This is a genomic window from Prevotella sp. P2-180 (genome assembly GCF_002251435.1).
Lineage (GTDB): Bacteria > Bacteroidota > Bacteroidia > Bacteroidales > Bacteroidaceae > Prevotella.
The window spans coordinates 23481-43106 of the sequence record NZ_NPJI01000114.1 but is presented as its reverse complement, the minus strand read 5'-3'; the positions used below and the strand labels follow the sequence as shown (position 1 = coordinate 43106).

Sequence of the window (19626 nt, the reverse complement as noted above, 5' to 3'; positions counted from 1 at the left end):
TTCTCTTTGTTTGAGAGCCTATTTTTTTTGTGGCTTGATGTTTCACGAGAGATCCTTACTTCCGGACATTCCTGCAATCTGTTTGTCAATAGTAGCTCCCTTATTATCCCTGCAAGGTTCATTAGTCTTGCAGGGATTTTTTACTATACAGTTATTAGTTTTTGTTGTTAATATTTTGCTGTTTCATAAAATACCATTACCTTTGCATTGTGAAATAGATTTTCAGGATGAAAGAAGATAAAAACAAAAAAACCATTGAACTTGGGACAAAGCCCGTGGGCGGCTTATTGCTTCAATATGCCCTTCCTGCGATTATAGCCATGACGGCCTCTTCGCTTTATAATATGGTTGACAGCATTTTCATTGGCCAGGGAGTTGGACCTTTGGCTATATCTGGCCTTGCCGTGACCTTCCCGTTTATGAACCTTTCTGCCGCCTTTGGTGCAGCAGTAGGTGTGGGCGCTTCCTCATACATATCGGTTAAACTAGGTCAGAAGGATTATGAAAAAGCTCAGCATGTGTTTGGCAATACAGTGACATTGAACGTGATAATAGGTGTTGTGTTCAGTGTAGTCTCGTTATTGTTTCTTGATCCAATACTATTGTTCTTCGGTGCGAGCCAACAGACGTTGCCCTATGCCCGTGAGTATATGTTGGTGATATTGTTTGGCAATGTGATTACTCATATGTATTTTGGCATGAATGCTGTTCTCCGCGCCGCGAGCAAGCCCCGTGAGGCGATGTACATAACGATTTTTACGGTGGTGGTAAATACGTTTCTCGACCCTCTGTTCATCTATACCTTCCGTCTTGGAATCTCCGGTGCCGCCTATGCTACGATATTGGCTCAGCTATTAGCCTTTCTGTGGCAGTTGCGGCTGTTTGTCGACCGTCGTGAGCTACTTCATCTGAAGCGTGGCATATATCGTCTCGACCGTCGTATAGTTCAGAATATCATTGCTATTGGCATGTCTCCCTTTTCGATGAATGCGTGTGCGTGTCTTGTAGTGATATTCATCAACAACAATCTTCTTCGCTATGGTGGCGACCTTGCTGTGGGAGCCTATGGCATAGCCAATCGTGTGGCATTCATATTTGTTATGATAAACATGGGTGTGAACCAGGGCATGCAACCTATAGCTGGATATAACTATGGCGCCCAAAAGCTCGACCGCCTTATGAGGGTATTGAAGATATCGATGATAGCAGCCACTTGTGTGACTACAGTAGGATTTCTTGTGGCAATGCTGTGCCCGTCGTTGTGTGTCAGGCTTTTCACCACCGACCCCCATCTTGCCTCTGTGTCTGTCGACGCTCTCAGGATAATGATGTCTGCAATGCCAATCGTAGGCTATCAGATGGTGATAACAAACTTTTTCCAGAGCATAGGTATGGCAAAGATAAGCATATTGCTCTCGTTGTCGCGTCAACTTCTGATGCTGCTTCCGCTTCTGTTAATACTGCCTCCGATGTTTGGCGTGACAGGAGTTTGGATGTCGATGCCTCTTAGCGATACGCTCTCAGCCCTTCTTGCGGGTGTGATGATGATGAAATATATGAAACGATTTAAAAGACAACATAAAGAACTGATAACTAATGGACAAGGGTAGTCATATAATAATAAATGTAGGTCGTCAGATAGGTAGTGGCGGTCATGACGTAGCCCGTAGGCTTGCCGATTTATTCGGATGCAAGTTCTACGACCGCGAGATACTGAACATAGCAGCCAAGGAGAGTGGTTTCAGCGAGAAATTTTTCGAGCAGAACGATGAGCACAAGACATTTTTCAAGTCACTGTTCAATATCCACACCTCGCTGCTCTCCGATAATAGTATTTACAAGAGCGACTTCTCACAGGAAGGCCTTTTCAGCTTCCAGAGCGAGGCAATACGTAAGGCTGCTCAGGAGGGACCATGTGTGTTTGTCGGCCGTTGTGCCGACTACATACTCCGTGACTTTCCTAACTCAACGAACATCTTTCTCACTGCCGATCTTATCGACCGGGTGAAAGCCGTGTCTGAACGGCGCTGCTGTACGGAGAAGGAGGCGCGTAAGTTCATATCAACCCACGAGAGCCAACGCTCCACCTACTATAACTTCTATACTGGCAAGCAATGGGGGCACAGCGAGAGCTACGACCTGACGCTAAACACTTCACGCATAGGTATCGATGGTGCGGTGGAGATGGTGGAGAAGTTTGTAGGAATGAGGAGAGGGGTGAGAAGATAACTACTTCAAAAACTTTTACGATAAGATAATGAAAAAAATAGGAATAATAAGTGATACTCATTCATATTGGGATGAGCGTTTTAAAACGCATTTTGAGACTTGTGATGAAATATGGCATGCAGGTGACATCGGAAGTACAGAGCTTGCAGAACGCCTCTCGGCTGTAAAACCACTTCGTGCCGTTTGCGGCAACTGCGATGGCGGCGACCTTCGACTGATGTACCCAGAGGTGCTGAGGTTTAAGTGTGAGGATGTGGACGTGCTGATGAAACATATCGGCGGCTATCCAGGCAATTATGACGCAAGCATCCGCAACCGCATATTCGCCTCGCCACCAGATCTTTTCATCTCAGGCCATTCGCACATTCTGAAGGTTATGAAAGACAAAAATCTCGGTTTGCTGCACATAAATCCTGGTGCTGCTGGCTTACAAGGTTGGCAAACAGAGCGCTCCATAGTAAGGCTTACCATAGACGGTTCGGAGATTACTGAATGCGAAGCTATTATACTGAAATGACACATTAAAAAAAAATTCGACGTATTTAGTTGCAAGATACAAAAAAAATACTTATCTTTGCAAAAAATTTTTTAGTTTTGTAGAATGAAGACAATAGTGATTACAGGCGGAGCCGGATTCATCGGTTCCCACGTCGTAAGACTTTTCGTGAACAAATATCCAGAGTATCGCATCATCAATCTTGACAAACTGACATATGCGGGCAACCTTGCCAATCTCAAGGACATTGAAGACCGCCCCAATTATAAGTTTGTGAAGATGGACATATGCGACTTCGACGCCTTCTATCGTTTGATGCAAGATGAGAAGGTGGATGGTATCATTCATCTTGCCGCCGAGAGCCATGTAGACCGCTCTATCAAGGATCCCTTTACTTTTGCTCGCACAAATGTGATGGGTACCCTTTCACTTCTTCAGGCTGCAAAGCTCTACTGGGAGTCGCTGCCAGAGAAGTATGAAGGCAAGCGCTTCTACCACATTTCCACAGACGAGGTGTATGGAGCTCTATCCATGACACATCCTGAAGGCATCGAGCCTCCGTTCACCACCAAGGCATCGTCGTCGGAACATCACGAAGCCTATGGAGAAGACTTTTTCCTTGAGACGACGAAGTACAATCCACACTCTCCCTATTCGGCTTCCAAGGCTGGTTCTGACCATTTCGTAAGGGCATATCACGACACTTACGGCATGCCGACCATCGTGACTAACTGCTCCAACAATTATGGTCCTTACCAATTCCCGGAAAAGCTCATACCTCTGTTTATCAACAATATCCGCCATCGCAAGCCTCTGCCTGTATATGGTAAGGGAGAAAACGTACGCGACTGGCTCTTTGTTGAAGACCATGCCCGTGCCATCGAACTCATCTTCCACGAGGGAAAAGTAGCTGAGACCTATAATATCGGCGGTTTTAACGAGTGGAAGAACATCGACATCATCAAGGTGGTGATAAAGACTGTAGATCGCCTGTTGGGAAGAAAGGAAGGCGAGGACATGGACTTGATAACCTACGTGACAGACCGTCTGGGTCATGATGCCCGATACGCCATTGACTCAACGAAGCTCCAGAAAGAACTCGGTTGGGAACCGTCGCTGCAGTTTGAGGAAGGTATAGAGAAAACCGTACGTTGGTATCTTGACAATCAGGAATGGTTGGACAACGTGACTAGCGGTGATTATCAGAAGTATTACGAAAAGATGTACGACAATAGATGAAAAAGATATTGCTTTTAGGCTCGGGCGAACTGGGCAAGGAATTTGTGATTGCAGCAAAGAGGGCGGGGCAGTATGTCATTGCCTGCGACAGATACGACAACGCGCCGGCAATGCAGGTGGCAGACGAGCGTGAAGTGTTCTCAATGCTTGATGGCGACGCTCTTGCAAAGGTTGTGGAGAAACATCGTCCCGACATTATTGTGCCCGAGATTGAGGCCATACGCACCGAGCGACTCTTTGACTTCGAGAAGCAAGGAATACAAGTGGTTCCCAGTGCGCGTGCCGTGAACTTTACCATGAACCGCCGTGCCATACGTGACCTCGCCTCACGCGAACTTGGATTGCGTACTGCCAAGTACTTCTATGCCAAAACGTTTGAGGAGTTTAAAAAAGCTGCCGATGAGATTGGATTCCCTTGCGTTGTGAAGCCGCTCATGTCGTCATCGGGCCATGGACAGAGTTATGTCCACAGCGACGAAGAGCTTGAAAAGGCTTTTGCCGATGCCATGGAAGGCAGCCGAGGCGACGTGAAAGAAGTGATAATAGAAGAATTTATTGATTTCGACTCAGAGTTCACCTTGCTCACCGTGACACAGAAAGACGGTTCCACACTTTTTTGTCCACCTATCGGCCACGTACAGAAAGCTGGCGACTACCGTGAGTCGTGGCAGCCGTATAAGATAAGCGACAAGGCGCTTGCAGACGCCCAGCACATGGCTGAAGAAGTGACCAGTGCGCTCACTGGAGCTGGCATCTGGGGCGTGGAGTTCTTCCTTACCAAACAAGGCGAGGTGATATTCAGCGAGCTTTCACCGCGTCCTCACGATACTGGCATGGTGACTCTTGGCCACACCACCAACCTCTCAGAGTTTGAGCTCCACTTCCGTGCAGTAATGGGTCTGCCCATAGCAGGCATCCATCTCGAGCACGCCGGAGCCTCGGCCGTGATACTATCTCCCGTAGAATCCACTGACCCACTGCCATATAATATGGTGGAAGCCCTAAAGCAGGACCGCACCCGCATCCGCATCTTCGGCAAACCCGAAGCCCACGTGGGTCGTCGTATGGGCGTTGTGCTCTGCTACGGCGAAGTGACCGACTCTACTGACAGTCTCCGGGATAAGGCCAAGGCAGCCGCCAAGACTATCCTCGGCACTGACCCATATACTGTATTCTGATTATTCTGGTATGATTATTATAAGATGATGAGTGGTCTTGTCATCTTGATTAGAATAGATTATGCTTGGTAAGATAATAGAATTGCCAAAGATATGCGATCCGAGGGGAAATCTCACGGTAGCAGAGCAGATGAAGAACGTGCCATTTGAGGTGAAAAGGGTGTATTGGACGTATGACGTGCCGGCAGGAGAGAGTAGGGGAGGACACGCCCATAAGGAGTGTGTGGAGTTTATCATAGCGGTGAGTGGTTCATTTACGGTGACACTCGACGATGGTAAGGGGCACAAGCAAGACTACCATCTCAATCATCCCTGGGAAGGACTTTTCGTACCGACTGGAATATGGCGAACACTCGAAGACTTCTCTTCTGGAGCTGTATGCTTAGTGTTGGCCTCAGAGCTATTTGACGAGGCTGACTATTGGTATGATTACGATGAATTTCTAGAATACGTAACATGATAGAAGTCGAAAGATACCAGCCATCCATGGCAGAGGAATGGAACCGTCATGTTGTCTTTTCGCGTAATGGAACCTTTCTTTTTGACCGCCGTTACATGGACTATCATAGCGACCGTTTCGACGACTGCTCGCTTATGTTCCGTGACGAGCGCGGAAGGCTGGTTGCCGTCTTGCCGGCCAATGCAGAAGACGATACGCTGCACTCTCATCATGGTCTGACCTATGGCGGACTTGTGTCAGGCGACGGATTTCGTGCTTCATTGGCCATAGAGGCGATAGACGCCATGAACTACTGGCTTTCGGCACATGGTTTCAGACACGTTGTATACAAGCCTACACCATGGATCTACCACCGTTACCCTTCAGAGGAAGACCTCTATGCCTTGTTTCGCCGTTGTGATTTCCGCCTCACCGGTAGAGACATTTCCACAGCCATAGATTTGTCTTGCCCATTGCCGTTTATGGAAATGCGCAGGAGGCATGTAAAGAAAGCGCTGCGTGAAGGAGTGACAATAGAGCGTGCCATAAATTTTGCCGACTTTTGGCAAGTGCTCGACACAAACCTTATGGAGCGCTATGGAGTACACCCGGTCCACAGCCTAAAGGAGATAGAACTCCTTGCCTCACGGTTTGAAGCCATAGAACTCTATCATGCTAATAGAGAAGGTAGGGTGCTGGCAGGAGTGGTTGTGTTTAAGTCTTGGCCGACGGTACACGTCCAATACATCTCAGCGTCTCCGGAAGGAAAGGCATTGGGAGCTCTCGACCTGCTTTTTCATACTCTCATAGAGAAGTTTCAATCTTCTTTCCAATACTTCGAATTTGGAAAATCGACAGAAGACCTTGGCCATAAACTCAATGAAGGACTGATATTCCAGAAAGAAGGATATGGCGGTCGGGGAGTTTGTTATGACACATACGAATGGAGTTTATAATATGGACATAAAATATCTAAACCTTAAAAAAATCACTGAATCATACAGGGAAGAAATTCTTGAGGCCGTGACAGAAGTGGTTGATAGCGGATGGTTCCTGCAAGGCGAGGCAAACCGGCGCTTTGAAAGTCATTATGCCGACTATTGCGGCATGTCATATTGTGTGGGTTGTGCCAACGGACTTGATGCACTCACTATTACACTTCGCTCTCTTATAGAATCAGGAGAGATGGAGAAAGGCGATGAGGTGATAGTGCCAGCCAACACCTATATTGCCACTATACTCGCCATTACCGAAAACCATCTGAAGGCTGTGCTCGTGGAGCCAAGAAAGGACACATTCCAGATAGACGACCGAAAAATAGAGGCAGCCATTACCGAACGCACCCGTGCCATTATGCTCGTAAACCTTTATGGCAAAAACGCATTCACCCCAAAGGTAGGGAAGATATGCCTTGAACATAAGCTGCGTTTAATAGTAGACAATGCCCAAGGTCACGGATTATCGTTGAACTATCCTGACAAACTCTTTCCCTTACCAGTGGTTTGTCACAGTTTCTATCCAGGAAAGAACCTTGGTGCCCTTGGCGATGGTGGCGCCATAACCACCAATGACAAATCCTTGGCATGCATCTTCCGCACGCTTGCCAATTATGGCTCGTCGCGCAAGTATCATTTCGACTATTGCGGTCGCAACAGTCGCCTTGACGAATTGCAGGCAGCCATACTTGACGTGAAACTACACCATGTCAATAATGAGAATAGTTACAGGCATGCTATCGCTCTACGCTATATTAGGGAGATTGCTAATCCAGCCTTGACACTTCCTTCGGAGACTTACTGGCTAAACAATGTGTTTCATATCTTCCCCATATTGACTAAGAATAGAGACAGTCTCCAGCAGTATCTGACCCAAAAGGGCATTCAAACCATGATACATTATCCCATACCGCCACATCTACAGAAGTGTTATGCTTCCTCTCCGTTGATAGTAAAGCCAACAAAAGGACTTCCAGTTACGGAACAAATTCATAACCAGGAACTCAGTCTCCCCTGTAACTCGTCGATGACATACGATGAAGTGTCTTATATCATTTCTGTGTTGAATGAATGGGAGAGCTTATAATATATTTCTATGTTTCGGGGATGCGAACGTCACGCATCCCCGAAGCGTCTGTATACTATGTCAGCACAACGGTTACTCCACGTGCAGCTTGGGCTCCCATGACAAGAGCCTGGGCAATATCGGCGGTTTTTGAGGGACCGCTGATGAAACAACCATAGCCGTAGTCGTTGAACTCTATACGAGCATAAGCCTCGTGCATGTTATTTACGATCTGACTCTTGTCGAGCAGTATCACAAGATACTCGCTGATGAAGCAAACGGCTTTTTCCTTCATTGTCTGCGGTATCCAGATGCAACCATTCTCAGCCACACCAAACATACCTTTCACCACACCCACGTCTGTGCCGTTGAGGTCGTTTGCCTCCACCACCAAGTCAGGGTTGCGGTTGGCGATGGTTATCTCCTTGAGGTTTGACGCAATAACCTTGGCTTCAGGATATGTTTTCCTTATCAGCTCGTTAATGTCCTGTCCTTCCTGTAGTTCCACCACTTTACCTCCAACAGTCTTGCTCATTTCCGCAAACTGTTTTAGCTTATCGTCGTACACCACGCCTTTCATGTTGTCGAACGACGGCATGTCGTAAGTTTTATTGATATTTTTCCTTATCTTCGAGAGTAATTCTTCCTTTTTCATAATTATTCTTCCGTTATTTTACTTTTCCGTTCTTCCACATCGACTGGAACGACTCTTTGGCAAACTCCGGCATTTCGCGACCTTTACCCCATGCGTTCAGCGAGTTGTATACCATGAAACGTGGGGCATGGTTGACTAACGGAGCGAATTTGAGTGCGGTGGAGTAGAGTCGTGGACGGTCGAAAATGAACTTCATTCCTTTGCTCATGAGCTTTTTCTCCTTGTTGGCACGCTGCAGTTTGTCGAGCATCTGTCTCCAGAGGTATATTTGTTCTGAAAGGTTCACCTTTGCGGGGCAGACGTTGTCGCAAGAGCAGCATAGAGAACATGCGCTCACGTTTTCAGAGTGAGTGTAGCGGTCGCGCAGCATTCCGAGGTTGATACCTATGGGACCTGGAATGAAGTAGGTGTAGGAGTAACCTCCGCTACGTCTGTATACAGGACAAGTGTTCATACACGAACCGCATCTTATGCACTTTAGCGTCTCCCAGTGGTTGCGGTCGGCAATGATATCGCTTCTTCCATTGTCAACGAGAATGATGTGCATTTCGGCGTCGGGTCGAGCTTTCCGGAAGTGAGAAGTGTATGTGGTAGTAGGCTGTCCAGTACCGCTTCGGCACAGCAGTCTTTGGAATACGGCGAGCGATTTGTAGTCGGGAATAACCTTTTCCAATCCAATGGCTGCTATGTGTAGCTTAGGCATGGATGTAGACATGTCGGCGTTACCCTCGTTGGTGCATACTACGATGTCGCCAGTAGCCGCCACTCCGAAGTTAGCGCCCGTCATTCCCGCTTGAGCTGTCATAAACTCGTTTCTCAGGCTCATTCGCGCGCAGTAAGTAAGATATGTAGGGTCATAATTGCCTTTTTCGCTTCCAAGTTCCTTCTCAAACAGTTGTCCCACCTCCTCCTGTGTGATATGTATTGCCGGCATCACGATGTGGCTTGGCTTAGAGTGCAATAGCTGAATGATGCGTTCGCCAAGGTCAGTTTCCACCACCTCGATGCCGTTTTTCTCGAGGAATGGGTTCATTTCGCATTCTTCGGTGAGCATTGACTTGCTCTTCACCATTTTCTTCACGTCGTGCTTTTGCAGAATGTCCAGCACCGTCTCGTTAAACTCCTTTGCGTCACGAGCCCAGTGGACTATTACCCCGTTTCGTTCGGCATTTTGTGCGAAGAGTTCGAGATAGTGGTCCATGTGTGTAATGGTGTGTCGTTTTATCTCGCTTGCCATCTCGCGTAGTTGTTCCCACTCGTCGAGGTTCATGGCCATGTTGTCTCTTTTGTTTCTTACCGACCAGAATGTGGCATCGTGCCATTTTGCCTTGTCGGCGTTTTTGAGGAATGTCTCTGCGGCTTTAGAATGTAATGTGCTCATAGTCCTGCTGATAGAATCTGTACTACATGAATGAATTGAATTGGTTTACCCAAGCGTTTGGCAATGCCCTGCATGTGCATGAGGCATGAGGAGTCGGGACCTGTGATGTATTCGGCACCAGTGGCTATGTGGCGTTCTAGCTTGTCGGTGCCCATTTGTACTGACACGTCAGGTTCCTCCACAGAGAACATGCCGCCAAATCCGCAACACTCGTCGGGACGTTCCGGTTCTTTCACTGTTATCCCGTCAACCATTTTCAAAAGGTCTTTAATCTTTGAGAATTTCTCCACGTTTCGTTCGCTTGGTGAAGACAGGCCTAGTTCGCGCACTCCGTGGCAGGAGTTGTGTACGCTGACCACGTGTGGAAAACGTCCTGGCAGCGACTTCGGTTTCAGCACGTCGTGAATGAATTCCACTACGTCCATGATTTTGTCTGACGCCATACATTCGTGTTTGTGTTCTCCGAGCATTCTCGGATGGTTTAGTTTTACAAAAGCAGCACAGCTGGCTGACGGTGCTACTACATAGTCGAAAGAAGAGAATTTCTCGTCGAACGAGACTGCAACCTTCTTGCCCATTTCCTCAAATCCGGCATTGGCCATAGGCTGTCCGCAGCATGTCTGGTCAAGCGGGTATTCCACTTCAACACCAAGGTTTTTGAGGAGCTTGTATGTGGCCACGCCTACCTCTGGGTAGAGTGCATCGACATAACAAGGAATAAAAAGTCCTATTTTCATGTTGTGTATATATAAATATATTGTTTTTATCTATTTGAAGTTAACTTCACCATGTGCCTCATAGGGTGTCCGCCCCATTGGTTAGTGCCTTCCACCCTGAATCCTAGTCTTGTGTAGAGGGCTTCGGCTCGTGGATTGGAAGTGTCTACGAGGAGGCCGGTGAAGGGTAATCCCATCTTCCGCGCCTTGTCCACGCTTGCCTCGATCAGTTTTGATGCTATGCCCTTCCCACGGCTTGAAGGTTCTACGGCCAAGGAGTCGAGATACAATTCGCCAGGTCCGGTTTCGTCTGGAATGTTGCTGTGGTCTATACCCCATGCCATCTTTGCAGCTTCAATAAACCTCTGTCTAAATTCATGCAGTCTTCCACCGTCATAACTTGTAAGAATTCCCACAATGTTGTCGTGACTGTCAACGGCACAAAGCGTGTTTAGGAAGCTATACTGACTGTCTTCTTGCTTTACGAGTTCGGTCATGACCTTGTGAAAGTCGCCTATGTCGTGGTCTTTGCCGCAGAACCAAAGGCAACATTCTTCAGTCATGGCAGTCATTATCAGTTTTGCCACGTGTTCTGCTTCGTCGGGTCTTGCCAAGCGAATAATAATGTTGTCGTTGTCCATGTTTAAACATTTAAGTATTCAACACTGCAAAGTTAGTGAGTTTTATTTGTTTTCGCAAGGAAAAAGACGTTAAATAATTAAAGATACTAAAATAATCTGCAAAAAATGCTATAAGATTGGATGTTTTCTTGCATTTTCAAATGAAAAGTAGTAACTTTGTATTCGCATTTATTAATTAAACGTATATAGAATATGAATTACAACAATTTTCAGTTGGATACAGCTGCCCATGACAAAGAATTGTTTCTTTCGTCAGCCTTTCCAGCATTGATGAGAAAAGTTTATGTTTGGATGACTCTTGCCCTCGTTCTTACAGGAGCAACGGCATATGGCGTGGCCACCAGTCCAGGTCTTCTCATGGCCTTGGCCACCAACAAGGTGCTATTCTTTGGTCTTGTCATAGCCGAGTTCGCCCTTGTGTTTGGAGTGAGTGGTGCCATCAATCGTTTGTCACTCACCACGGCGACCCTCATGTTCGTTGCCTATTCGGTAATTAACGGTGCCCTTCTCTCGTTCATTTTCCTTGCCTATACGATGTCATCCATCACCAGTGTTTTCTTCATCACCGCCGGCACCTTTGCCGCGATGGCCATCTTTGGCTATACCACGAAGAAAGACCTCACTTCGATAGGCCGCTTATTGTTTATGGCTCTCATAGGCATCATCATTGCCACTATCGTCAACATGTTTATTGGCAGTGAAGGTATGTCGATGATAATCAGCTACGTAGGCGTATTCGTCTTCGTTGGTCTCACCGCATATGACTCCCAGAAAATTAAGGAGATGCTCCTTTCCCAAGGAGCAGGAGGCGAGCAAGGTCAAAAACTTGCCCTTCTTGGAGCTCTTACCCTTTATCTTGATTTCATCAACCTCTTTATCTATCTTCTCCGCATTCTCGGCTCGAAGAGAGACTAATTAAATAAATAAGGTGTAATGAAAAATATCGGCTGGATTTCTGTTTTCTTGCGCAAATCACGATTTCTGAAATACATCATAGTAATAGTTGCCGGCGTGGTCATTGTAGGCTTCGTCGGCGACGCTAGCGTATGGAATCACATCCATAACAAGCAGAAGATATCGGAGCTGACGAAGGAAATAGAATACTACCAAGGCCAGTACGAGCGTGACAACACCAAGCTCCGTAGACTCGACACCGACCCGAAGGCGGTTGTAGAGATAGCACGCGAGCATTATTTCATGAAGCAGGAAGACGAAGATATCTTTGTGCTGAGTGACTATGACAAATAATCTTAAAACTAATTATGATCAAACAGCTGAACAAAGTAGAAAATGCAATTTTCATTGCCGGTGCTATTTTAATAGTTGCCGGTGTGTTGGCAAATATTTTGAATATGTCCTGGGCGCCATATCTCTTTTCTATGGGAGTGGCAGCATTTGTGCTTATGCAGTTCAAACAGTCATACGAAGGAACAAACATCTCTATCATTAGGCTAAGACAGATGCTGATATTCAGCGATGTCCTTTTCATCGCCACTGCGTTTCTGATGTTTGCCAACCAGGAAAACATGTTCGGGTTCAATGCGCTCACGTATGCCCAATACATCCACAACAATTGGGTTGTGACATTATTCTTAGCAGCTTTGCTTCAGTTGTACTCATACTTCCGAATAGACAAAGAAATTGCCAAAGAAGAAAAAAAATCATAAAATAAAGCTCGAATGTTTTAAATAGCATAAAAATATTTCGTTACTTCGGGTTTCTTTAGTACATTTGTACGTAAATTCAACGGAATGATATTTATTATGAAGAAAATTTTATACACTCTCGCCTTTATGGCACTTCTCATCTCTTGCACAGGACAGTATAACGTGCAGGGGTCGTCGTCTGTTTCGTCGCTCGATGGCAGTAAGCTTTATCTTAAGGCCATAAAGAACAACGAACTTAAAAACATAGATTCTTGTGACGTGGTTCATGGACAATTCCACTTCACGGGAACTCTCGACACTGTGCGTATGGTCAACCTTTTTATGGATGACCAAAGTATTATGCCTGTGGTATTGGAGGAAGGTGAGATAGTAATTAAAATTGACAATGCAAGTCAAAAGGTTGGCGGAACACCACTCAACGAAAAACTCTACGACTTTATTGACAAGCACAGCCAGCTCGACAATCGCATGAACGAGCTCGCACACAAACAAAGCCAAATGATGCTTGAAGGCATCGATGAAGACGAGATAAATCAAAAACTCAGTATCGAAGCAGAGAAAATAGCAAAGGAAGAAGACCAACTCGTCACATCTTTTATTATTGAGAACTTTGACAACGTGCTCGGTCCAGGTGTGTTCATGATGATCACGAGCGGATACCAATACCCAATACTCACACCGCAGATAGAGGATATCATGAGCAAGGCAACGGAGAAGTTCAAAAACGACCCCTACGTAAGCGACTATTACAAGACCGCCACTGAAAACGAGGCAAGAATGCAGGGATTGGAACCTGATGGATCACCGGCAAAACCTGTTGTTGCCGACACTACCAGAGTCAACAATCTGCCTACGGTAATCCAACAAAAAGCCGACTCAATAAAGTAAACATACTTCATTTTATAAGTAATGACCACACTGATAAAGAATGCCACCGTCGTAACCGACGGGGTAATAGAAAATATTGACGTCTTGATAAACGAAGACGTTATATGTTACATCGGTAAGGAAGCTACAGACCAACAGCCCAAGGCAACTCACGACATTAATGTAGTGGATGCCACGGGCTGTTTCCTTTTGCCTGGTGTCATCGACGACCACGTGCATTTCCGCCAGCCCGGACTGACACAAAAAGCAGACATCGCGACAGAGTCGAGAGCTGCTGCCGCAGGAGGAGTCACCACATATTTTGACATGCCAAACACAGTGCCTCAAACCACCTCAGTGGATGCGCTGATGCAGAAGTTCGACATAGCAAGGCGTGAAAGCGTAGTGAACTATTCTTTCTTCTTTGGAGCCACTAATGACAATATCGCCCAGTTTTCAAGCCTTGACCCACACATAGTGCCAGGAATAAAACTCTTTATGGGCTCATCGACAGGCAATATGCTTGTGGACAAGAAACAAACCCTCGACCAAATATTCGCCACAGCCAACATGCCCATAATGACACATTGTGAAGACACTGCCATAATCAATGCCAACATGGCAGAAGCAAAACGACTTTATGGCAACGATCCTGACGTGACACACCATCCTGAGATACGTAGCCGCGAGGCTTGCGTGGAATGTTCAAAGGTTGCAGTGGATATGGCACGCCGGCACGGCACACAGCTGCATTTGGCACACATCTCCACTCGAGAGGAACTGAATCTGTTGCGGCCGGACGACAAAAATATCACAACCGAAGCTGTGATAGGACATCTGATGTTTAATGACCGCGACTATGCCCGGATCGGCACTCTCATAAAGGTGAACCCGTCTATAAAGACAGCCGAAGACCAGGCCGAGCTGCGTAAGGCGCTTGCCGATGGCAGAATTAGCGTTGTGGCCACCGACCATGCGCCTCACCTGCTATCCGACAAACTAGGAGGTGCTGCCAAAGCCGCCTCTGGCATGCCCTCGATACAATACTCATTGCTCTCTATGCTCGAACTCCTCGACCAAGGTGTGATAAGCATGGAACGACTTGTGGAACTCATGTGTCACAATCCGGCAAAGATATTCAACGTGTCAAAACGCGGCTTCATAAGAAAAGGATACAAGGCCGATCTTGTGATGGTGCGTAAGGTGGAGCCATGGACAGTGAGAGCCGACAATGTAATGAGCAAATGCGGATGGACACCATTCGAGGGACACACCTTCTCGTGGAGAGTAGAGCGCACTTTCTGCAACGGAAAAACAGTATTTGCCAACGGTCATATCGTAGACACCAATGCGGCGGAAGCCGTGAGATTCAGGGAGTAATAGTTAAGGCAAATGAACAGACAACGCCTCACATACCGCATCAGCGAAGTACTGCCATACATAAATTGGGCATATTTCTATCATGCATGGCAAGTGAAAGACCACGACGAGCAACAGCGGCTTCGGCACCAGGCAGTGCAAAGGATGAGAGACCTCGAATCCGACCACCACACCTACGCCCTCTTTGCCATTGGCGACGCAAACAGCGATGGTGACGACATCCTTTTCTCCGGACATCGCCTGCCCATGTTGCGCCAGCAGAAACCACAGGGCGACACTGCCCCATGCCTCTGTCTCGCCGACTTCATTCGTCCCATTCAACAAGGCATTGCAGATACCATGGGGATTTTTGTCACATCAGTAGATATACGCCTTGAGACAGAATATGCCTCTGACGACTTCGAACGTATGATGATGCAGCTCATAGCCGACCGCCTTGCAGAGGCCACGGCAGAGAAAATGCACGAGGAGGTGCGCCGAACCTACTGGGGTTATGCTCCCTGCGAGCAACTTACCATCGAAGAGTTGCATGTGGAGAAATTCCAAGGCATACGCCCCGCCGTGGGCTATCCCTCTCTGCCCGACGCCAGCCTAAACTTTGTGCTCGACAACATACTTCACTTCGCAGACATAGGAGTGAGGCTCACACAAAACGGGGCAATGAAACCGCATGCCTCCGTAAGCGGACTGATGATGGCCCATCCACAAGCCCGCTATTTCAGTATTGGAGCCATAGGCCAAGACCAACTCGCCGACTACGCGCTCCGACGGGGAGTGCCTATGGAAATAATGAAAAAGTTTCTTAATCCGATAACGAGAGAGACATGATAACAAAAATATTCATACCGATATTATTGGCAATAATACTGTCAGACACTTGGCTTTTCAGACGATATGTAATAAGCAAGGCCGACAAAAAGGTGAGAAAGGTAAGGTGTGTATTGCTACTGCTGCCATCGCTGCTGATGATTGTCGCAACGGTGGCTCTTGTCATGTCGAAAGACTTTGCGCCGCGCGACTTCTCGTTGATGAATACTTATCTCTTTCTGCTTGCTACAATCGTGGTGCCAAAGGCTATATATGCGCTGTGTACATTCCTCGGTCATATCACAAGCCGCACCATTAGGACTGTGACTAAAAGAACACATCATAAGCCGCGCAATTACGGACGAATAGTCGGCTTCATTTTGGTTGCCGCTATTTGGTATGTTGCAGTATATGGTTGTACGACAGGCTTTTCACAGGTAAAAGTGCGACACGTAGAATATCGGTCGGCGCTGCTGCCTGCATCTTTCGATGGCTACCGTATAGTACATTTCTCAGACGCACATGTGGGAACCTACGATGCCTTACGCCAGCACCTGCTGCAACAGTTTGCTGACAGTATCAACGCCCAGCGTGCTGATGCCATCGTCTTTACCGGCGACCTGCAGAACCGCGAGCCCCAAGAGATATATCCTCATCTTAAGACTCTATCGTCTCTAAAGGCCGTAGACGGAGTGTACTCTGTGCTAGGCAATCACGACTACTCAAACTATATCAATGCCGACCCCTCCACCCGTTTGGCTAACGAGCGTGAGACCATGAGTCTTGAGAAGCAGATGGGCTGGCGACTGTTAGTTAACGAACACCATTCCGTATGCCGCGCCAACGACTCCATCGTAATTGCCGGAATGGCCAACGACGGCGACGGCGTTCATTTTCCCCAGAATGGCAATGTATCCGCCACGCTGAAAGGTGTAGACAGTAAGGCTTTCGTTGTCATGCTGCAGCACGATCCTACGGCATGGCGACGCAAGATACTTCCACAGAGCAATGCCCAGCTGACACTCAGCGGTCATACACATGCCATGCAGTTCTCCATCTTTGGCTGGAGTCCCGTACAGCTAATCTACAGAGAGTGGGGCGGCATGTTCTACGAAGGCAGCCGTGCCATCAACGTCTCCACAGGCATGGGAGGATTCATCCCTTTCCGGTTTGGAGTGCCAGGAGAGATAGTGGTGATAACGCTTAGGAAATCCAATAAAAAAATATAATATGAAATACATCTATTACATCTACCAGTTGTTGGTGGCAGTGCCGGTAATTATAGTCGCCACCATCCTTACAACACTCGTCATTACCATAGGATGCACTCTTGGTAACGGACATTTTTGGGGATATTATCCCGGACACGTCTGGGGATGGATTATCACACGTATATTTCTTCTGCCGGTGAAGGTGGAGGGAAAGGAGAATTTGGAAAAAGGACATTCTTACGTGTTTGTTGCAAACCATCAGGGTGCGTTCGACATATTTCTCATCTACGGTTTCCTCTGCCGCAACTTTAAATGGATGATGAAATGGCAATTGAAAAAAATTCCATTCGTGGGATACGCATGCAAAAAGTCACATCAGATATTCGTGGACAAACGCGGACCAAGCAAGGTGAAGGAAACTTACGACACGGCAAGGAAAACACTGTCGAGCGGAATGAGCGTCGTGGTCTTTCCGGAAGGCTCACGGTCGTTTACAGGACATATGGGCGTGTTTAAGAAAGGTGCGTTCATGCTCGCCGACGAATTGCAGCTGCCGGTAGTGCCCATTACCATCAATGGTTCGTTCAACATCATGCCACGTACAAGAGACTGGCACTTTGCAAACTGGCATCCGCTCTCGCTCACTATTCACCAGCCCATTTATCCAGTGGATAAGGGACCGCGAAATATACAAGCCATCATGCACCAGAGCTACGACTCCGTGATGAGCTCTCTCGTGCCTGAATATCAGGGATATGTTGAAAATCCGGATCAGTAAGTTATGAGTTTGGTGGAAATTACCTCGCTCGACCAGCAAGGCATAGAAGTATATCATTCTCTCACCGAAGTCCAGCTGCGGCAGTCGCAGATGGCTGACGGTGGTGTGTTTATCGTTGAGAGTCCGAAGGTTATAAAGGTTGCCCTTGACAGCGGCTATCAGCCTTTATCGCTGCTTTGCGAGCGACGTCATATCAATGGCGATGCCGCCGGCATCATCTCGCGTTGTGGTGATATCCCAATCTACACCGGCGACCGTCACCTTCTTGCCTCGATCACTGGGTATACTCTCACCCGTGGTGTGCTCTGTGCTATGCGTCGCCCTCATCTTCCCACTGTCGACAATGTTTGCCGCAATGCTTGTAGGGTCGTGGTGATCGACGCTGTATGCGACACCACAAATATTGGTGCCATTTTCCGTTCGGCGGCTGCACTCGGCATCGATGGCGTGCTGCTCACCCGCGACTCATGCGACCCGCTCAACCGTCGAGCCGTAAGGGTGTCGATGGGAAGTGTGTTTCTTGTGCCTTGGACATGGCTTGACGAGCCGGTGCAGAGCCTTTCCAAATACGGCTTCAAGACTGCCGCCATGGCGTTAAGCGACAATTCCATTCCACTTGATTATCCGGAACTGAAGACAATAGAGCGTTTGGCTGTCATAATGGGGACAGAAGGCGACGGACTGCCCGCCCACGTGATAAATTCCGCCGATTACGTGGTGCGCATCCCCATGTCCCATTCCGTAGATTCTCTAAATGTAGCCGCCGCTGCCGCAGTCACTTTCTGGGAATTGAGGAAATTATAAGTTGAATGTTGAATTTACTCTTTCAGTAACTTTTCGAGGAAATCGTCAAGGTCTTTGTCTAGATCCTTCATAAGTTCCGGGTCGATAATCACCGTGTCGTCATCTACCAAAAATAACTCAGCCACGTTTTCCTTTTCCTCGTCTTCAAGCACGAAAGAGTAGGGTTTAAGTATCGACAACTTCTCTATCTGCTTTTTCTTGCGGTCAATACATTTACGGATGACTCCAGTAATTTTCTCATAAAAATTTTCATCCTGATTGTTTATCCACTGCTCAATCACAGTACGTGTTATCTCCTTGTCGTCGTCGTCAAATGCCACGAGTTCGCCAGTCTCCTGATTGGCACGGAGATGGATGTCGGTGAGAATGGTAGGCTCGACGTTAGTCGGAAACTTGTCGATAATCTTACTGATAGTACGCTCTACCTGTTGAAATGTCTGATCTGTTGTTTTCATTGCCGATGTTTTTTGCGATTATGCTGCAAAAGTAGTAAAAAAATATGTTATTGCAAACGATTACGAATGTTTTTTGCAAAAAACACCCTATTTTGTTGGTCAGTTCGAAAGATAGTAGTATTTTTGCATCACGAAAACAGTCAAAGAAGACAAAAACGCCATCACTTAACAAATGGATGACAAGATAAAACATAATGGAATAGTGGAAAACATAGGTCAGGGAATCGTAAGAGTGCGCATTCTTCAGACCTCGGCATGCGCCCATTGCAAGGTGGCCTCACATTGCAATGCTGCGGAGGCTAAAGAGAAGATAATCGACGTAAGGTGCGAAAAGGATAGCAATAGATATGAAGTGGGACAGAAGGTGACAATAGCTACCTCCAGCTCGGCCGTGGGGCGTGCGATGACCGTAGGTTTTGTACTGCCTTTCATAGTGATGGTTGCATCACTGCTGTTGGTTCTCACCTTCACCGGCAATGAGCAGCTTGCCGCCCTCATGGCGGTTTTGGCCCTCATTCCTTATTATCTCTTAGTATACTTGTTGCGCCGACAACTATCCAAAGGAGTGGTTTTCACTATTGAAGACTCAAATGAAAATTATTAATAAAACATATCAAAAGTA

23 protein-coding genes are annotated in these 19626 nt (G+C 47.1%); 18 read left to right on the top strand and 5 right to left on the bottom strand.

What is annotated here, in order from left to right; all coding sequences use genetic code 11:
- Window positions 1-227: 227 nt before the first annotated feature.
- The 8 genes from CIK98_RS17150 to CIK98_RS17115 all read left to right on the top strand — a co-directional run bounded on the left by CIK98_RS17150 (window position 228) and on the right by CIK98_RS17115 (window position 7663).
- Window positions 228-1610, top strand: a complete 1383-nt coding sequence (locus CIK98_RS17150) for an MATE family efflux transporter (protein ID WP_094386435.1) — start codon at window positions 228-230, stop codon at window positions 1608-1610.
- On the top strand, window positions 1597-2229 hold the full coding sequence (locus tag CIK98_RS17145; protein WP_094386433.1) for an AAA family ATPase: 633 nt from the start codon (window positions 1597-1599) through the stop codon (window positions 2227-2229). Before CIK98_RS17150 ends, CIK98_RS17145 begins: the two co-directional genes overlap by 14 nt.
- A 28-nt stretch (window positions 2230-2257) precedes the next feature.
- Window positions 2258-2746, top strand: coding sequence for a metallophosphoesterase (locus CIK98_RS17140; RefSeq protein WP_094386431.1), 489 nt, complete (start codon window positions 2258-2260; stop codon window positions 2744-2746).
- An 84-nt stretch (window positions 2747-2830) separates the two neighbouring features.
- A complete protein-coding gene (locus tag CIK98_RS17135) occupies window positions 2831-3964 on the top strand; it encodes a dTDP-glucose 4,6-dehydratase (protein WP_094386429.1) in 1134 nt (377 codons plus the stop codon).
- The gene (gene purT / locus CIK98_RS17130) at window positions 3961-5142 is read left to right on the top strand and encodes a formate-dependent phosphoribosylglycinamide formyltransferase (RefSeq protein WP_094386427.1); all 1182 of its coding nucleotides are present in this window, start codon (window positions 3961-3963) and stop codon (window positions 5140-5142) included. The genes CIK98_RS17135 and purT overlap by 4 nt, the downstream gene beginning before the upstream one ends.
- 61 nt (window positions 5143-5203) lie before the next feature.
- The gene (locus CIK98_RS17125) at window positions 5204-5602 is read left to right on the top strand and encodes an FdtA/QdtA family cupin domain-containing protein (RefSeq protein WP_094386425.1); all 399 of its coding nucleotides are present in this window, start codon (window positions 5204-5206) and stop codon (window positions 5600-5602) included.
- A complete protein-coding gene (locus CIK98_RS17120; protein WP_094386423.1) occupies window positions 5599-6537 on the top strand; it encodes a GNAT family N-acetyltransferase in 939 nt (312 codons plus the stop codon). The genes CIK98_RS17125 and CIK98_RS17120 overlap by 4 nt, the downstream gene beginning before the upstream one ends.
- 1 nt (window position 6538) lies before the next feature.
- The gene (locus tag CIK98_RS17115; protein ID WP_094386421.1) at window positions 6539-7663 is read left to right on the top strand and encodes a DegT/DnrJ/EryC1/StrS aminotransferase family protein; all 1125 of its coding nucleotides are present in this window, start codon (window positions 6539-6541) and stop codon (window positions 7661-7663) included.
- 55 nt (window positions 7664-7718) lie between these two features.
- Here the strand turns inward: CIK98_RS17115 and CIK98_RS17110 are convergent, their stop codons facing one another.
- From CIK98_RS17110 to CIK98_RS17095, 4 genes are read right to left on the bottom strand one after another with little or no spacing between them, the layout of a single operon-like run.
- A complete protein-coding gene (locus CIK98_RS17110) occupies window positions 7719-8297 on the bottom strand; it encodes an LUD domain-containing protein (protein ID WP_094386419.1) in 579 nt (192 codons plus the stop codon).
- A 13-nt stretch (window positions 8298-8310) separates the two neighbouring features.
- On the bottom strand, window positions 8311-9678 hold the full coding sequence (locus tag CIK98_RS17105; RefSeq protein WP_094386417.1) for a lactate utilization protein B: 1368 nt from the start codon (window positions 9676-9678) through the stop codon (window positions 8311-8313).
- Window positions 9675-10415, bottom strand: a complete 741-nt coding sequence (locus tag CIK98_RS17100; protein ID WP_094386415.1) for a (Fe-S)-binding protein — start codon at window positions 10413-10415, stop codon at window positions 9675-9677. Before CIK98_RS17100 ends, CIK98_RS17105 begins: the two co-directional genes overlap by 4 nt.
- A gap of 26 nt (window positions 10416-10441) precedes the next feature.
- On the bottom strand, window positions 10442-11035 hold the full coding sequence (locus tag CIK98_RS17095; protein WP_094386414.1) for a GNAT family N-acetyltransferase: 594 nt from the start codon (window positions 11033-11035) through the stop codon (window positions 10442-10444).
- Window positions 11036-11227: 192 nt separating this feature from the next.
- Between CIK98_RS17095 and CIK98_RS17090 the strand changes: the two genes are divergently transcribed.
- From CIK98_RS17090 to CIK98_RS17050, 9 genes are all read left to right on the top strand, one after another.
- Complete coding sequence (locus tag CIK98_RS17090) at window positions 11228-11950, top strand: Bax inhibitor-1/YccA family protein (RefSeq protein ID WP_094386412.1); 723 nt, start codon at window positions 11228-11230, stop codon at window positions 11948-11950.
- 18 nt (window positions 11951-11968) lie between these two features.
- Window positions 11969-12283, top strand: a complete 315-nt coding sequence (locus CIK98_RS17085) for a septum formation initiator family protein (RefSeq protein WP_094386410.1) — start codon at window positions 11969-11971, stop codon at window positions 12281-12283.
- A 14-nt stretch (window positions 12284-12297) separates the two neighbouring features.
- The gene (locus CIK98_RS17080) at window positions 12298-12702 is read left to right on the top strand and encodes a hypothetical protein (RefSeq protein WP_094386408.1); all 405 of its coding nucleotides are present in this window, start codon (window positions 12298-12300) and stop codon (window positions 12700-12702) included.
- Between the two features lie 96 nt (window positions 12703-12798).
- The gene (locus tag CIK98_RS17075) at window positions 12799-13590 is read left to right on the top strand and encodes a DUF4369 domain-containing protein (protein WP_094386548.1); all 792 of its coding nucleotides are present in this window, start codon (window positions 12799-12801) and stop codon (window positions 13588-13590) included.
- 21 nt (window positions 13591-13611) lie between these two features.
- Window positions 13612-14949 carry a dihydroorotase gene (locus tag CIK98_RS17070; protein ID WP_094386406.1) on the top strand — a complete coding sequence of 446 codons (1338 nt, stop codon included), beginning with the start codon at window positions 13612-13614 and terminating at the stop codon, window positions 14947-14949.
- 12 nt (window positions 14950-14961) lie between these two features.
- Entirely contained in the window at window positions 14962-15777 is an 816-nt protein-coding gene (locus CIK98_RS17065; protein WP_094386405.1) for a vitamin B12 dependent-methionine synthase activation domain-containing protein, read from the top strand.
- Complete coding sequence (locus tag CIK98_RS17060) at window positions 15774-16985, top strand: metallophosphoesterase (RefSeq protein ID WP_094386403.1); 1212 nt, start codon at window positions 15774-15776, stop codon at window positions 16983-16985. Before CIK98_RS17065 ends, CIK98_RS17060 begins: the two co-directional genes overlap by 4 nt.
- Window position 16986: 1 nt before the next feature.
- Window positions 16987-17745, top strand: coding sequence for a 1-acyl-sn-glycerol-3-phosphate acyltransferase (locus CIK98_RS17055; RefSeq protein ID WP_094386401.1), 759 nt, complete (start codon window positions 16987-16989; stop codon window positions 17743-17745).
- Between the two features lie 3 nt (window positions 17746-17748).
- Window positions 17749-18549 (top strand): RNA methyltransferase, encoded by an 801-nt coding sequence (locus CIK98_RS17050; protein WP_094386399.1) that lies wholly within the window; start codon window positions 17749-17751, stop codon window positions 18547-18549.
- A 14-nt stretch (window positions 18550-18563) separates the two neighbouring features.
- Here CIK98_RS17050 and CIK98_RS17045 read toward each other — a convergent pair whose 3' ends face one another.
- Window positions 18564-19004 carry a hypothetical protein gene (locus CIK98_RS17045; protein WP_094386397.1) on the bottom strand — a complete coding sequence of 147 codons (441 nt, stop codon included), beginning with the start codon at window positions 19002-19004 and terminating at the stop codon, window positions 18564-18566.
- A gap of 172 nt (window positions 19005-19176) precedes the next feature.
- On the opposite strand from CIK98_RS17045, the gene CIK98_RS17040 reads away from it, so the two are divergent.
- Complete coding sequence (locus CIK98_RS17040) at window positions 19177-19608, top strand: SoxR reducing system RseC family protein (protein ID WP_094386395.1); 432 nt, start codon at window positions 19177-19179, stop codon at window positions 19606-19608.
- Window positions 19609-19626 lie beyond the last annotated feature (18 nt).